The following is a 15,053-nucleotide window of genomic DNA, read 5'->3' on the forward strand; positions in this document are numbered from 1 at the left end:
TGTGCGGGCCAAGATGTGTGCTGGTCAGGGGGCGAAGGCACGCCCGGCCGACTCCCTGGCGATGACGAGTTTCATGATCTGTGCGGTTCCGTCCCCGATCTGCATGCCGAGCACGTCCCGGAGACGCTTCTCCACGTCACGATCCTGCTTGTAGCCGTTCTGGCCGTGCAGAAGAAGGCATTGATGGATGGCGTGATAGGACTCCAGGGGAGCCCACCACTTGCACATCGCCGCCTGTGAGGTGTGAGGCAGACCTTCGTCGCCGAGCCATAGAGTGTTCAGACACAGCAGCCTGGCGGCGGTCATCTTCGTCTCCGCCTCGGCGAGGGGAAATGAGACGCCCTGGAACTTCGACAGCGGCTGGTCGAATGCCTCCCGGCCCTTCACATAGTCCCAGGCGTCCTCGATCGCTCGGGTGGCACTGCCCGTGCACTGCAGGCCGATGAGAGCACGGGAGAAGTCGAAGCCCTGCATGACCTGGGAGAACGCTGCTCCCTCCGCGCCGAGGAGGTGATCGCCCGGAACCCTGACATCGGTGAAGTCCACCGAGCCACGGGCCACCGCGGACTGTCCCATATCGGTGATCGGGGTGCGGACGACTCCCGGGGTGTCGAGGTCGACGAGGAAGGCGGAGATGCCCTTGCCTCGTTTCGCGTTCGGATCGGTCCTCGCGAAGATGACCGTGGCCGTCGAGGTCAGCGCCAGTGACATCGATTTCGTGCCGTTGATGATCCAATCCCCACCGTCACGCTTGGCGGTGCTCTGGGGATTGCCGGCATCCGAGCCGGCGTCGGGCTCGGAGAGGCCGATGGCCACTGTTTCGGCACCGGAGGTGATGAGGCGGCAATAGTGTTCGGCCACCTCGGCGCTCGCGTTCCGCGCGATGACCTGACCCATCAATGAGCCCACCACCTGCAGATACGCCACGTTGAGGTCGCCGCGAGCAATCGCCTCGGTGACCAGTCCCGCGGTCACCTTCGTCTGGCCCTGCCCGCCGAGGTGGGGCGAGAGTTCCGGGGCGATGAGACCGGCGCTGCCCATCTCCAGTGTCAGATCGGTGCCGATCTTTCCGGCATTCTCCCGGTCACGTGCCTCGGAGATGAGGCGCTCCTCGAAGGCCGCTGCAGTGTCGAGCAGCGACTGGGTCTCTGGGGTGATTGCGAAGTCCACTGTGATCCTCTGTTCTGGTGGGCTGGTCCGCCTGATTGCCTGTGGTTCAGTACGCGTTGTCGAAGCTGCTGAAGTCGGGATCGCGCTTCTCGGCGAAGGCGGCAGCGCCCTCATGTGACTCGGGTGAGTGCGCGTACAGGTCGAGGGCGCTCATTGCCAGATTGGTGAAACCGGTCTGCATCTCGGAGTCGGCATTGAACGACTGCTTGAGGAAGCGCAGGGCCGTCGGCGCTTTGAGACCCAGTGCTCGGGCTCGTTCCTTGGCTCGGGGTATGAGCTGGTCAGCTTCGACGATCTCATTGGCCAAGCCCCACATCTCGGCCTTCCGGGCGTCGATGAGTTCGCAGAAGTACCACATCTCCCGTGCCCGCTTCTCGCCCACGACTCGGGCCAGGAACGCCGTGCCGTAGCCGGCGTCGAAGGATCCGACCTTGGGTCCGGCCTGGCCGAACCGGGCATGGGAGGCGGCAATCGTGATGTCGCACAGCGTGTTGAGGACATTGCCCCCGCCGACGGCGACGCCGTTGACGGCGGCGATGATGGGTTTCGGCACGGATCGCATGGTCTTGTGGAGTTCAGAGATGCGGAACATCCCGTAGCGGCTAGGGCCGTAGTCGCCGGTCTTCGCTTTCTGCTTGACGTCCCCTCCGGCACAGAATGCCTTCTGCCCGGCACCGGTGAGGATGATCGAGCGGACTTGATTATCGCCCCAGGCCAGGGTCAGCGCCTCGATGAGCTCGTCGACTGTCTGTGAGCGGAAGGAGTTGAACGACTCTGGGCGGTTGATGGTGATGACCGCATAGGATTCCTCGACCTCGTAGAGGATGTCGGCGAACTCCTGCGCAGCGGCCGCGGATCCGTGTGTAGCTGGCATCTTTGCCTCCTCAAGCTGGTGTCCTTCGGGCGGCGGCAGCCGATCCCGAAAGTAGGTGAATCAACGTTCACCCCAAGTGAACACCAGTTCAGCGCGAAGGTCAATACCCTTGAGTCGGTGAGGTCTGAGTGGTGAAGTCGGAATCGTGAATCTCCATCGTTTCTGCGGGTTCACCGGAACATCCGGTGCGGAGTGCGAGAATGTGAGGGTAGAACCGATCCTCGTATTCCCGTGGTATCCGTGCACACTCGAGAGGGCAGTGATGACTCAACCCCGTAAGACCCGACCGCAACCGGCTGCCGGTGCGGAGGTCGGCTCCCTCATCGGCGGAGCATTCGGTTTGGTGTTCCTCATCATCAACAGCGCATCGTTTTCGACCCTGGGCCGTATCCTCGTACTCGTCACGGGGATTGCGGCCTTCGCCGTCATCGTGTTCTTCGCGATTCGTTCACTGAGCCGCATGAAGCGCGCCCAGGTCTCCTCCGCTGCGTCCGTTGAGTCCGCCGAGGGGCAGGCTGCGGCCGGGCCGCGTCGGACCGTTCCCTTCGGACGCAGCTACTGGATCATTGTCGGGATCGAAGCACTGGCGCTCTTCGGCGGCACGCGCCTGCTGAGCGGTTTAGGACATCCAGAACTCGGCGTGGCCTGGGTGGCGTTCGTCGTCGGCACCCACTTCTATGCGCTGGGCCACGTGTTCAAACTCGACCGGTTCCATATTCTCGCCACAGTCGTCACCCTGTGCGGCATTGCCGGCTTCATCGCCTTCTTCGCCTCGATTCCAGCATTCATCCCCATCTTCAGCGGGATCGTCTCCGGATTCGTGCTCCTAGCGTTCGGCCTGTGGGCACTCGTTGCCGTTCACGGTGAGCGTGCGTGAAACGCCGATTTGCTGTCCACAAACGGTCGCCAGGTCGTTCTACGGCGAACGTTTATAGACAGTGAAAACCGATTGCGGACAGTAATCGGCTGACCGAAGCCCGTGGCCAGTCACTATTGACGAACAGATCGCACCGCAGGCTGTAGCGTTTGTGCAGGCCCAGGCCCAGGCCCAGATCCTGGGCCTGAGCCTGGTGCTTCGTTGGAGGGCCGGCTCCGTGGGCGTTGGAGGGCCGGCGCCGCCGGGACTACTCCATGGCGCCGCCGCGGGGACTATTCCGTGGGCGTCGCCGGGACTACTCCGTGGGCGTCAGAGGGCTGGCGTCGCCGCGGGGACTACTCCATGGCGCCGCCGCGGGGACTACTCCATGGCTCCGTCGCGGGGACTACTCCATGGGCGCCGCTGGGGCTTGAGGCTTCGGGGGTGTTTGCACGCGCGGGGCCGGGAAGTCCGGGGGCATGGCCGCAGGGGTCTTCTCCAGGCTGGAGAGCACCTCGGCGATGGCACGGTCGAGTTGCAGATCGTCGTCACTGAACAGCTGTGAGGGGTCATGCTCGACCTCGATATCAGGTTCGACGCCGTAGTTCTCAACATCCCAGCCTTTGCCCTCAAGCCAGAAGGAGTAGCGCGGCTGAGTCACACCGGTGCCGTCGACGAGGTCGTAGCGGCCGTCGATGCCGACAACTCCGCCCCAGGTGCGCACACCGATGACGGGTCCTAAGCCCTTGGCCTGAGCACGGGCATTGATGATGTCGCCGTCGGAGCCCGAGAACTCGTTCGCGACGAAGGCCACGGGCCCTCGGCGTGCGTCTTCGGGGTCGGCGATCATGGCATCGTAGTTGCGCACAGCGTTCCAGGCGATGACACGATCGGCGAAGCGTTCGGCCACCAGCGCGCTGGTATGGCCGCCGCGGTTGAATCGGACATCGACGATGACAGCGTCGGCCGACATCGCCTGTCTGAGGTCGCGGTGCAGCTGTGCCCAACCGTTGGGCATCATATCCGGGATGTGCACATACCCGACACGTCCCTCGGACTTCGACGTCACATATTCCCGCCTCGACCGTACCCAGTCCTGGTACCTCAGCTTCTCCTCGCTGGTCAGCGGCACGATTGCCACCACGCGGTCCTTGCGGCCACGGCGCAGGGTGAGTTCGACGATCCTGTTGCCGGCTCCCTGCAGGTGGGCGGCGGGGCCGCGTACCTCATCGACCCGTTGGCCATCGACAGCCAGGATGATGTCGCCCTCCTGAGCTCCGACACCTGCCTGGCGCAATGGCGATCTTGCCGCGGGTTCGCTGCTCTCACCGGGCAGAATCCGTGCGATCTGCCAACCGCTCGGCGTCCGTTCCAAGTCAGCACCGAGGAAGCCGAGTCGTTTCGACGGGTTTCCCAGGGCATTCGAGGGCGTGACATAAGCATGAGAGGTGTTGAGTTCTCCGACCGTCTCCCACAGCACATCGACGAGATCATCATGGGTCAGTGCCTTCGCGGCGACTCGGCGCCACCGCAGGGTGACCCCTTCCCAGTTCACGCCGTTCATGTCTGCACGCCAATAGTGATCGCGCATGATGCGCGAGTTCTCTTCGAACATCTGCAGCCACTCGGCACGCTGGTCGAGTTCGAAGCGCAGCCGGGAGAGATCCACCGCGACGCACTCGTCATCGTCGTCTTCGACCTTGCGGTTGCTGGGACGCACCGTCACATCGCCGTCATCGTAGACGACCATGAGCTTGCCGTCTCCACTCACCCAATAGGCATCTGCCTTGTCGACGATGGTGACGAGTTTGCGTTTGGCGAAATCGAAGTACTGGATCGACTCTGTGGGAGGGGCATCAAGGTCGGTGCCGAGCACGCCGTCCTCGGATTCCCCGGCACGGATCCACAGGACACCGCCGACAGCCGCCTCAAGCTTCCGGAAGACACCGGCAGAGACGGGGAACGCGAGGATCCGCTCCTCGGCGCCCTCGACATCCAATTCGACGGTGGTGACCTTGGACTTCTCCGCCTTGGTCTTGTCTGTCTTCGACGCCTCATCGGTCAGTTCGCTGATCGCCCAACCGCTCGAGGTCGGTCCGAAGGGAGCCGGCTCAGTGGCGCTCAACGGCAGCAGCCACGGTCTGGTCACACCGTTGAACGACAGATCGAAGGAGTGCTGATTGTAGGCAGGATCGAAAGTCCGGTCAGACAGGAATACCACGTATTTGCCGTCGGCGGTGAATGCGGGGGAATAGTCGTTGTACTTCCCGCTGGTCAGCGCCAGCGCCTCACGGTCTGATTTGGTGTCGACGAGCATGAGCTGCGCCAACTGCTCCTCACCCTGAGTGGGCTGTGACCAGATGAGGTACCGTCCGTCGGGTGAGAACTCGGGAGACCTGGCCTCACCGAAGCCCGAATGTCCAACCAATCGGGTCTTGCCGTTCCCGGCCTCGACGAGACGGACGCTTCCGTCGTGGGAGATCGTGGCTAAGGTCTTTCCGGACGGATCGGAGGTCATGTGCAGAACTCGGCCGAGAGCGCCCGCTCCTATCCGACGTTCCGTAGCCGTCGCCGAGGTGGCGCGAACTTCGATGGCATCCTCGCCTTCGACGTCGGTGACGTAAGCCGCCTGTCCAGTCTGTCCTAGCACCACTGGGAGGCGTGTGCGGATCGAAGAGTCCGCGCACAACGCTCGTGCGGGGCCCTCACGATGAGCCAACCAGAAGGTCTTTCCTCGCCATTCGATGAGGGAGGCGTTACCCTCGTGATCTGGGGCGATGGCGCCGATCCTGGACTTCGAGTCGAGGTTGAGCGGCTGCACTTGGGTGCCCGGAAGCTGTACCGCGAGGGTCCGGATGTTGGCATCGAGGCTGTCGAGGATGCGGATCTCACCGCGGCTGTGCCACACGATGCGCGTGCCGTCGGTCGTCGCATTGCGGACGTACCCTTCGGCTTCGGTTTGGAACGTCAGCTGTCGAGGTTCACCCGGATCCCCACCGCTGCGTGTGGCCAGGCCGTCCCAGATCCAGAGGTTCGCCTGCTCGTTGGCATGATGGGGGAAGCTCGCGGCCTTGTCAGAAGTGATGACCAGTGAGTCTCCCACCCACAGAGGGTCGGTCAGTGATGCCTCTTCGTTGCGCAGCAGCCGCTGCCACTGGACTCCGCTGCCCGTGGCGTCTGCGCTGCGATCAAGCCAGAGTCGCGGAGCGGTTCCCCCTCGGTAGCGCTTCCAGTGCGCGGGTTCACGACTGTAGGGAGTGGACAGGGCGGTCACCGATGAGTGATGGTGGGCCATTCCCGAGGCTCTGCCCCAGGACAGGCGTTCGACGCTGCCGTCGATTCCGACTGCTCTCACCACGTGATTGCGTGACTCGAACTCGCTGGCGTTTGAGCCGATGAGGACGCGTTCATCGTCGGCCCAACCGAGCATCGTCATCGCCGTCGACCCCAGCCAGGTGAGCCGGTGCAGAGAACCGGAAGCCACCTCGCCGAGCATGAGCTCAGGGTGGCCGTCGCGGTGCGAGACATAGGCGATATGGGATCCATCAGGAGAGAACCTGGGGCTGCGCGCGGGAGCATGATCCGAAGTCAGGCGCCAAGCACGCCCACCCTCGGCGGCGACGAGCCACACGTCATCGTCGGCAACGAAAGTGATGAGATCACCGTGGATGTGCGGGTACCGGAGATAAGTGTTGGAATTCACGTGACCCACATTACAAGCATGCACGGACACGGAGCTGTGAAAGAGGAGGATGCCCAGCCAATTTGCACGCTCTGCGAGATCTCGTCGGCGCAGATGCTCGGGCTTGGGCGCCGAGGTGACGCGGCCCATGCGGCGCAGTCGGGCCCTGACCAATAGAATAGTGTCATGCCATCTTTGACTTCGCTTCTCAACGATCGTTTCGCACTCGCCCTCGAACAGTCCTTCGGCGAGGATTTCACGCGACGCGACCCTGTGATCAGGAGCAGCCAGTTCGCCGACTTCCAGGCCAACGTGGCTCTGCCCTTGGCGAAGGAGCTGAAGTCCAAACCGCGCGACATCGCGACCACGATCGTGGCCAACCTCGATCTCGAGGGGATCTGTGAGACCCCGGAGATATCCGGTCCCGGCTTCATCAACCTCACCTTCACCCCCGAGTTCCTGGCATCGACCCTGAACCAGGGAACCGCCACCGAGGTCGAGCCAGAGACGAGCCCAGCGCGGATCGTCATCGACTATTCGGCGCCCAACGTCGCCAAGGAGATGCACGTCGGCCACCTGCGGACCACCGTCGTCGGCGACGCGCTGGCCAGGACCCACGAATACTTCGGCAACACGGTCGTGCGCCAGAACCACATCGGTGACTGGGGCACTCCCTTCGGCATGCTCATCGAGCACCTCCTCGACGTCGGCATCGAATCGGAGACGGCCCAGGACATCTCGGCCAACCCGAATGCCTTCTACCAGGCCGCGCGCGCGAAGTTCGACAGCGACGAGGCTTTCGCCACTCGCGCACGTGCCCGCGTGGTCGCGCTGCAGGGCGGCGATGAGCAGACCTTCGAACTCTGGGAGCGCCTCGTCGGGTTCTCAAGGATCTACTTCAACAACATCTACTCACTCCTCGAGGTCACCCTGACCGATGAGGACCTGGCAGGTGAGAGCATCTACAACGATGACCTTGCCGCGGTCTGCGCAGAGCTCGAGGAGAAGGGCCTGGCCCGCATCAGCGACGGTGCACTGTGCGTCTTCCCCGAGGGCTTCACCGGTCGTGAGGGCGAACCTCTGCCGCTCATCATCCGCAAGTCCGACGGCGGCTACGGCTACGCCACGACGGACCTCGCGGCTGTCCGCCATCGGGTGCGCACACTCAGTGCCGATCGTGCCCTCTACGTCGTCGGCACCCCGCAGGCGATGCATTTCGAAATGATCTTCTCCATCGCTCGAGCCGCCGGTTGGCTGCCCGAGGAGGTTGCGGTCGAGCACGTGAAGATCGGCAACGTGCTCGGTGACGACGGGAAGATCCTGCGTACCCGCAGCGGTGCCCCCGTGCGCCTGGCCGAACTCCTCAATGAGGCCGTCGCCCGCGCGAAGACCACACTGCAGGAGTCGAACGCCGAATTCAGCCCCGAAGAGGAAGCCGAGGTCGCACAGATCGTGGGCATCGGTGCCGTGAAGTACGCCGACCTCTCCGTCGCCCACGACACGAGCTACACCTTCGACCTCGACCGGATGCTCGCCCCGATCGGCAACACCGCACCCTATCTCCAGTACGCCGGAGCCCGGATCCGCTCGATCCTGCGCAAGGCCGACGGGGATGCGTTCACGGCTGCGCCGATCCACCTCGGCGAGGCTGCCGAACGTGACCTTTCACTGGCGATCCTCGGGTTCTCCGATGTCCTCGCCGAGGTGGTCGCCGGCTCCACGCCGCACCGGCTGTGCACGTACCTCTTCGACCTCGCCCAGTCGTTCACCTCGTTCTACGAGCAGTGCCCGGTCCTCATCGCCGAATCCGTCGAGGTGCGCGATTCCCGGCTGCGTCTGAGCCAGACGGTCCTCGAGGTGCTTGAGGCCGGCCTCGGCGTCCTGGGCATCCGCGTGCCCGAGCGCATGTGAACCAGCCGGACCCGTTCGTCGCCCGGCGGATGCTGCCGTGGATGGTCGTGGGCATCGTCGTTCTGGCGATCAATCTGCGGGCACCGATCATCGCACCGACCGCCGTCCTCGGTGACATTCAGGACGACACCGGGCTGAGCGCTGCCGGGGTGGGCCTCCTCACCGGTCTGCCGGTGCTGCTGTTCGCCCTCGTCACCCCTGTTGCGGGGAAGACCATCGGACGCTTCGGTGCGGAGGCGACGGTGCTGTCCTGCCTCACCGGTGTGCTCCTCGGAACCGTGCTGCGCTCGCTCGGTCCGCCTTGGCTCGTGCTCGCGGGCACCGGAATCATCGGCTTCGCCATCGCTCTGGGCAATATCGCTGTGCCGGTGATCATCCGGCGCGAAGTCCCATGGAGCCAGGTGTCGATGGTGACGGGCCTGTACTCGGCCACAATGAATGTCGGCTCCATGATCACCCTGCTCGGCACGGGTCCCCTGGCTGCAGCAGTCGGGTGGCGGTGGGCCGTGGCCATCTGGGGTGCTCTGGCCGTGATCGGACTCTTCTACTGGCTGTTCGTGATCCGGCTGCGGATCCGACGCAACGCAATCCTCGCAGCCTCGGCGGATGCGCCGGCATCACCAGCACCCACACCGGCACGTCGTCCTTGGCGCGAGGCACCTCCCGAATTCCGTGCCATCATCGCACTGCTCGTGATCACCTTCAGCGGACAGTCGATTGCCTACTACACGACCACCACGTGGCTGCCCTCGATTCTCTCCGAAACAGGAGGGTTAGACTCGGCAGCCTCGGGCGGGACCGCCTCGCTGTTTCAGATCGCTGCCATCCTCGGAGCATTCGGTGTTCCGCTGCTGGCGGCCAGAACCAAGCCCTGGGTGCCGGTGGCGATCATCGCCGCGCTGTGGCTCTCGCTCCCGACAGGGCTGCTGCTCGCTCCGAGCTCATACGTACTGTGGGCGATCACCGGCGGAATCGCCCAAGGTGGCGGATTCACCGCGATCTTCTCCATCATCGCCCGCTCCGCCGGAAGCGACCGGGAAACCGCCTCTGCCTCGGCGCGGGTGCAGGGAGGCGGTTACCTCGCTGCCACGTTGGCCCCGCCGTTCGCAGGTTGGCTGGGCAACGTCACCGATGGGTGGACGGCCCCGATTCTGCTCATCCTCGCAGCGACTCTTGCCTTCACGATCGCGGGGCTGCTGGCGGTCCGCATCTCGGGTCGCTTCCGGGGTGGTGGGCCGGCCAACAAGCGTGAGGTTCTGGGTGAATGACGAACGGCCCCCGCAGCTGTTGTTCTCACGTCTTCACGTGAGCGAACTTCAGCGGCGGGAGCCGTTCTCTCTGTCTGGGCCGGTCGATCGACCGGTCAGTTGACCATGTCAGTCGACCTCTCCGGACAGATCAGTGCTTGGCGTTCTTGTCTTCCACCGTCTCGGCGGCTGACGTCGAATCCTCGGCAGGCTTGACGATGGTCGCCGGCGTTGCCTTGGTGTCCTTGGCCTCGGTTGCAGGCTTCGGAGTCGGTGCTGCCGTGGGGGCGGCCTCGGCAGTCTTCGACTCGGGTACTGCAGTCTGCGAAACCTCGGGTGCCGTTCCCTGGCGGGACGCGGGGGTCGAGCCCACCGGACGAGCATCTTCCGGACGGTTGTTGGGCAGCGGTGTCGACCATGGGTCCTCGACCGGCTGCGCCTTCTTCCACACGTAGTAGCCGATTCCGGCTGCCGAGCCGATGACCAAGGTCCACACGACTGCGGCCTTGCGGCCGCCGGACTTGCGTGCAGTGTCCTTCTGGATCCGCTTTCCGGCGTTCGTGAGGGCCTTGCGGGCCTTCTTCACGGCCTTCTTGTCGCCGGTCAGGCGCACAGCGAGATCGTCGACGAGCTGGGGGGTCTCAACGGCTGCCAGCGAGTTGGCGGCATTGGTCGCGAACTTGCCGGCACGTTCGGTGGCCTCGGGGCGGTAGGCATCGAGCTTGTCCGCCCAGGCGTGAACCTGGTCATTCGCCTTGTCGGCGAATGCTTCGACCTGAGGGCGGGCTTTGACGGCAAGACCTTCGGCCCGATCGGCCAGTGCTTCGACCTGCGGTCGAGCCTTTTCTGCAAGCGCCTCGACCTGAGGGCGTGCCTTGTCAGCGGCTTCGCGGAGTTTTGGACTTGCGGCCCCGCTGGCATCGGCCAGGACTCGGAGTGACGTCTTCTTCGCGGAATCGAGCTTCGAAGTGAACGGATCTCGAGCTGACTTCTTCGACATGAACATTCCCAATCCTCTTTGTCGGGGTCAATTGATCAGTCTCAGTCTACGGCCTAGGTGCAAGCCGCCGGACATCACGCCGTCATGAAATTGTCTGCAGATACGCTGACAGAGTCTGCAAACCGAGCCGGCCGAATCTGCGGAAGACTCCGGGGCGTGGAAGAATGGCCCTATGACTACAGCTTCTACGCATACAGCAGTCCTGCACACCAACCATGGTGACATCACCATCAACCTCTTCGGCAACCACGCGCCGAAGACTGTTGCCAACTTCGTGGAACTGGCCAAGGGTGAGCGCGAATTCACCGACCCTGCCACCGGCGAACCCACCAAGCGCCCCTTCTACGACGGCCTCAACTTCCACCGCATCATCTCGGACTTCATGATCCAGGGCGGTTGCCCGCTGGGCACCGGCACCGGCGGCCCGGGCTACACCTTCGATGATGAGATCCACCCGGAACTCCAGTTCGATCGCAAGTACCTGTTGGCCATGGCCAACGCCGGGAAGCAGATGGGACGCGGCACCAACGGCTCGCAGTTCTTCATCACAACCGCCGAGACCCCATGGCTCAACGGCAAGCACACCATCTTCGGCGAGGTCGCCGATGAAGCCTCGCAGAAGGTCGTCGACGAGATCAACAACGTCCGCACTGCTGCCATGGACAAGCCAGTCGAGCCAGTCGTCCTGGAATCGGTCGACATCAACGGCTGACTCCGATTCGCCGGTGAGCATCGGTACCTGCTGTCCTGGGGTACTGAGACTGACTGAACTGAGTACCATGGTGTGATGGACACACCTCAGGAGGGCTCGGCCCGGGAGACCGGCCGGGCCCTTTCTGTGACCCCTCCGCTGGTCACCAGTGTGATCATGATCCTCACGGGCGTGATCTTCCTGGCTCAACTGCTGCCCAGCCTGGATCTGACCCATCGGCTGAGCTTCGTACCCGCCCTCGTGCTCGAACAGCCGTGGCGGGTTCTCACGGTGGCACTGGTGCACGACCAGCCCTCACCGTTCCACCTCCTGGCCAATATGATCGGCCTGTTCTTCTTCGGATCATTCGTCGAGCGAGCTCTTGGCCGCTGGCGATTCCTCGTCCTCTATCTGCTGGGAGCGATCGGTGGATCCGTCATGGTCCTCGTTCTCGCGAAGCCGTTCTCTGTGGATTGGGTGACGAACAACATCGGTGCCTCCGGTGCGGTCTTCGCGATCATCGGCGTGCTGCTGGTGCCGACCCGGAAGCTCGACCGCAACATCACGGGGGTCGTGCTGTTCGTTGCCCTCAACTTCGGATACGGATTACTCGTCGCAGGAGTGTCCTGGCAGGCCCACCTCGGCGGACTCATCGCCGGTTTCGTGCTCGGCTGCGGTGCTCTGTTGGTGCCGAAGAAGCAGTCGACGCTGATGTTCGCACTCGCGGCCCTCGGGCTGCTTCTCATGATGCTCGCTGCCAGCGCGTGGCAGATCAACGACGCCTGGCAGATCGCCGCCAGGTGAAGAGCACCGCCTTGTGAAGAGCACCGCTGACCATCCACACAGGTGCGCGCAACGACTCTCAGGCTTGTATCAGACTTCCGCGAACAATTGGCGTTCTCGCGGACCGAATATAGTTGTCCACAGCCTTTATCCACATGGTGGATAACTTACATGCGTGTATTTCGCCAGGTCACAGGCTCATAATAAGTTATGCACAAGCGACATTCCCGGCTTGGGTATAACTTCGTCCCTGTGGACAAGTGCCAGTCGAGGCCGTTGAAACGTCAATTGCGGTCCGACAACTCACCCGCAGGTGACCTCCGTGGGGCCTGGGGTGACGACGGGAACGTCAACGAAAAACGGGGGCCGCGTCGACTTGCGGGTGCGCACACCCGGTTGTCGACGCAACCCCCGTCATTCGTAGGCAGGCGCGGTGCCTGCCGCCTACCTCCAGCGCGTGGACATGATCAGCCCCGCGACGAAGAAGGCGAAGCCGATGAGGATGTTCCAGTTCTGCCAAGCCTCGACCGGGAACGCTCCCTGCGAGACATAGAAAGTCACGAGCCAGATCAGGCCGATGAGCAGGAGGCCGATGAGCACGGGCAGGAACCAGCGAGGATTCGGCTTGATCGTCTGCTGGCCGGACTGCGAGGTGTAAGAGGCGGTCTTGCGACCCTGAGGGCGCTTGGCCGGATTGCCAGAACGCGAGGTGCGCTTGGCCGATGAACCCTTGGCAGCAGAGGCCTTAGCCGATGAGTCCTTGGCAGCAGAGCCCTTAGCCGATGAGTCCTTTGCGGAGGCACCCTTGGTGGTCTCGCTCTTCTCGGCAGGCTTGCTGTCCTTGCTGTCCTTGCTGTCCTTGTCGGACTTGGCTGCCTTGTCGACCTTCTCTGACTTCTCAGTCTTCTTGGCGTCGGCGGTGGACTCGTCGGCCGTGTCGGCTGCATCAGCCTTATCGGCGGCGGCAGTCTTCTTGGACCCGGAGCCCTTCGATGTGGACTTCTTGCCGGTGGCGGCTGCCGCTGCCGTGGACTTCTCGGCCGACTCGTCAACTGCAGCGTTGTCATCGCCGAGCGTGGAGGCATCGGCGTCGGCAACTCCGGCGTCGGCAACTCCAGCGTCGCCGTCGATGTCATCGTCGTCGGCAAGCACGTCGGATTTGTCGGAGGAGTCATCCAGGTTGAGGAGGTCGCCCTCGAGGTTCTCGTTCCCCAGATCCTCCGTCTGTTCGACCTGCGAGTCCTCTACTGCCTCGACATCGTCGTTCGGCTGGGTCTTGGTTTCGACATTGGCCTTCGACGAGTTGCGAGAAGTGCGCTGGGGGCGCTGGGTCCGTCCGTTGGACTTGGCCACGAGTACTCCTTATACGGCCGACCATTGCTGAGGTCAGACGATTGATGAATAGGGACAATCGGACATCAGTCTACTCGTGACATCCGGCAGTTTTAAAAACTCCAACTACCCTGAGAACGACCTGTTTGTGCAGTTTCATGCGATAAAGTGCAATACGGTGTCCCCGCTTGCCCTCTGGGCGAGCTCCGGATTCGAAACAATAGGCACGGTGCAGCAGTGGTGAATGGTCCCTTCCCGGGTAACGAATCAGACGCAGACGCGTCATCGCGACCCACTATTCGTCCTGCTCAGAGGCAGAACTCCTCGCATTACCCGGCCACTGAACGACACCAGTCACAGGGTGGATACGGCGGTTACGAAGCGAACCCGTCCACAGAACCCATGACCTCCGCACCCGACCTCGGCGGGGCACCGAATTCAGGCGCAGGTTCGAACCCGGGATCCGGCTCGCTTTCAGCGACCGATCAACCACTTCCCAGCCGTCGTGAACTCCGACGTCGCGAGGCTGAAGCTGCGGCCGCAAACGGGGCTCCGACCGCCGTCTACTCCGATGCGCCGCTCGGTTACTCGGACTCGACTCAGGTCATGCCCGCGGTCAACAGCGGAACGGATCCCAACCTCGGCGCGCATGCGGGAGCAGGTGCGGACGCTGCGAACTACAGCGCACAGAACTACAACGCACACAACGACGGCGGACACAACGACGGCGGTCGTCGCACCAACCGTCGGAGGCAGAAGCCGGAGCGTGAGCCGCTGGGCCCAGTTCGCGGCACCATCCGCACCTTCGGTGAGCTCTGCATCACCGCCGGAATGGTTCTCATCCTGTTCGTGGTCTGGCAGCTGTGGTGGACCGATATCGAAGCCAACCGCGACAACGAGGTGCTGGCCGACCAGCTCACCGATGACTGGCAGAACCAGGACCCCAACGAGCTTCCGGACGATCCGGATGAACCTGTCGTGGCGGATCCGGTGGAGAAGAACGAGGCGTTCGGCATCTTCTACATTCCGCGCTTCGGCGACGACTACTACCGCACGGTCGCCGAGGGCGTGGATCTCGAACCCGTCCTCAATCGGATGGGCGTGGGTCGGTACCCGAACTCGGCGATGCCGGGCGAAGTCGGCAACTTCTCGATCGCCGGCCACCGCGTCACCTACGGCAAACCGCTCAACCAGATCGCGAAGCTGCGTCCCGGCGATGAGATCATCGTCCAGACCAAGGACGGCTTCTACACCTATACGTTCCGCAACTTCGACATCATCCTTCCCGATGCTGTAGAGGTGCTCGCACCGGTCCCCAACGAACCGAAATTCAAGGGCAAGGACCGGATCCTCACGATGACGGCCTGCAACCCGATGTTCTCGGCCCGAGAGCGCTACGTCGCCTACGCCGAGCTCACCGACTGGACTCCGGCCGGCGACGGTGCACCGGAGAACATCAAGGACTCGAAAGCCTACGACAAGGTCAGCAAGAACGGTGGTGCCTGAG

The 15,053-nt window shown here is 63.4% G+C and carries 11 protein-coding genes; 6 read left to right on the forward strand and 5 right to left on the reverse strand.

Annotated elements, in window-relative coordinates:
* Positions 1-24: 24 nt before the first annotated feature.
* Positions 25-1,170 (reverse strand): acyl-CoA dehydrogenase family protein, encoded by a 1,146-nt coding sequence (locus FO013_RS11985; RefSeq protein ID WP_186293078.1) that lies wholly within the window; start codon positions 1,168-1,170, stop codon positions 25-27.
* Between the two features lie 46 nt (positions 1,171-1,216).
* Entirely contained in the window at positions 1,217-2,044 is an 828-nt protein-coding gene (locus tag FO013_RS11990) for an enoyl-CoA hydratase-related protein (RefSeq protein WP_143922764.1), read from the reverse strand.
* A 262-nt stretch (positions 2,045-2,306) separates the two neighbouring features.
* Between FO013_RS11990 and FO013_RS11995 the strand changes: the two genes are divergently transcribed.
* On the forward strand, positions 2,307-2,921 hold the full coding sequence (locus FO013_RS11995; RefSeq protein ID WP_143922765.1) for a hypothetical protein: 615 nt from the start codon (positions 2,307-2,309) through the stop codon (positions 2,919-2,921).
* 385 nt (positions 2,922-3,306) lie between these two features.
* Here FO013_RS11995 and FO013_RS12000 read toward each other — a convergent pair whose 3' ends face one another.
* Positions 3,307-6,603: a S41 family peptidase gene (locus FO013_RS12000; protein ID WP_143922766.1), complete on the reverse strand. Its 3,297-nt coding sequence runs from the start codon at positions 6,601-6,603 to the stop codon at positions 3,307-3,309.
* Between the two features lie 165 nt (positions 6,604-6,768).
* On the opposite strand from FO013_RS12000, the gene argS reads away from it, so the two are divergent.
* Both argS and FO013_RS12010 read left to right on the forward strand, forming a co-directional pair.
* Positions 6,769-8,493, forward strand: coding sequence for an arginine--tRNA ligase (gene argS / locus FO013_RS12005; RefSeq protein WP_143922767.1), 1,725 nt, complete (start codon positions 6,769-6,771; stop codon positions 8,491-8,493).
* Positions 8,490-9,761 carry an MFS transporter gene (locus FO013_RS12010; protein ID WP_143922768.1) on the forward strand — a complete coding sequence of 424 codons (1,272 nt, stop codon included), beginning with the start codon at positions 8,490-8,492 and terminating at the stop codon, positions 9,759-9,761. The genes argS and FO013_RS12010 overlap by 4 nt, the downstream gene beginning before the upstream one ends.
* A 130-nt stretch (positions 9,762-9,891) precedes the next feature.
* Here FO013_RS12010 and FO013_RS12015 read toward each other — a convergent pair whose 3' ends face one another.
* Positions 9,892-10,740 (reverse strand): hypothetical protein, encoded by an 849-nt coding sequence (locus FO013_RS12015; RefSeq protein WP_260848118.1) that lies wholly within the window; start codon positions 10,738-10,740, stop codon positions 9,892-9,894.
* Between the two features lie 172 nt (positions 10,741-10,912).
* Here FO013_RS12015 and FO013_RS12020 point away from each other — a divergent pair, with 172 nt between their 5' ends.
* Both FO013_RS12020 and FO013_RS12025 read left to right on the forward strand, forming a co-directional pair.
* Positions 10,913-11,452: a peptidylprolyl isomerase gene (locus FO013_RS12020; RefSeq protein WP_143922770.1), complete on the forward strand. Its 540-nt coding sequence runs from the start codon at positions 10,913-10,915 to the stop codon at positions 11,450-11,452.
* A 75-nt stretch (positions 11,453-11,527) separates the two neighbouring features.
* The gene (locus FO013_RS12025; protein WP_143922771.1) at positions 11,528-12,235 is read left to right on the forward strand and encodes a rhomboid family intramembrane serine protease; all 708 of its coding nucleotides are present in this window, start codon (positions 11,528-11,530) and stop codon (positions 12,233-12,235) included.
* A 423-nt stretch (positions 12,236-12,658) separates the two neighbouring features.
* On the opposite strand, the gene FO013_RS12030 is transcribed toward FO013_RS12025, so the two are convergent.
* Positions 12,659-13,567: a cell division protein CrgA gene (locus FO013_RS12030; protein WP_143922772.1), complete on the reverse strand. Its 909-nt coding sequence runs from the start codon at positions 13,565-13,567 to the stop codon at positions 12,659-12,661.
* A gap of 381 nt (positions 13,568-13,948) precedes the next feature.
* Between FO013_RS12030 and FO013_RS12035 the strand changes: the two genes are divergently transcribed.
* Positions 13,949-15,052 carry a class E sortase gene (locus FO013_RS12035; protein ID WP_143922773.1) on the forward strand — a complete coding sequence of 368 codons (1,104 nt, stop codon included), beginning with the start codon at positions 13,949-13,951 and terminating at the stop codon, positions 15,050-15,052.
* Position 15,053: the final 1 nt, after the last annotated feature.

The organism is Brevibacterium aurantiacum (assembly GCF_007558825.1).
GTDB classification, from domain to species: Bacteria; Actinomycetota; Actinomycetes; order Actinomycetales; family Brevibacteriaceae; genus Brevibacterium; species Brevibacterium aurantiacum_A.

Bases quoted from the DNA above. Each gene is read 5' to 3' on its own strand.
- FO013_RS12020 (WP_143922770.1), top strand. From the start codon at position 10,913: ATGACTACAGCTTCTACGCATACAGCAGTCCTGCACACCAACCATGGT.
- FO013_RS12025 (WP_143922771.1), top strand. From the start codon at position 11,528: ATGGACACACCTCAGGAGGGCTCGGCCCGGGAGACCGGCCGGGCCCTT.
- FO013_RS12035 (WP_143922773.1), top strand. From the start codon at position 13,949: ATGACCTCCGCACCCGACCTCGGCGGGGCACCGAATTCAGGCGCAGGT.
- argS (WP_143922767.1), top strand. From the start codon at position 6,769: ATGCCATCTTTGACTTCGCTTCTCAACGATCGTTTCGCACTCGCCCTC.
- FO013_RS11995 (WP_143922765.1), top strand. From the start codon at position 2,307: ATGACTCAACCCCGTAAGACCCGACCGCAACCGGCTGCCGGTGCGGAG.
- FO013_RS11990 (WP_143922764.1), bottom strand. From the start codon at position 2,044: ATGCCAGCTACACACGGATCCGCGGCCGCTGCGCAGGAGTTCGCCGAC.
- FO013_RS12015 (WP_260848118.1), bottom strand. From the start codon at position 10,740: ATGTCGAAGAAGTCAGCTCGAGATCCGTTCACTTCGAAGCTCGATTCC.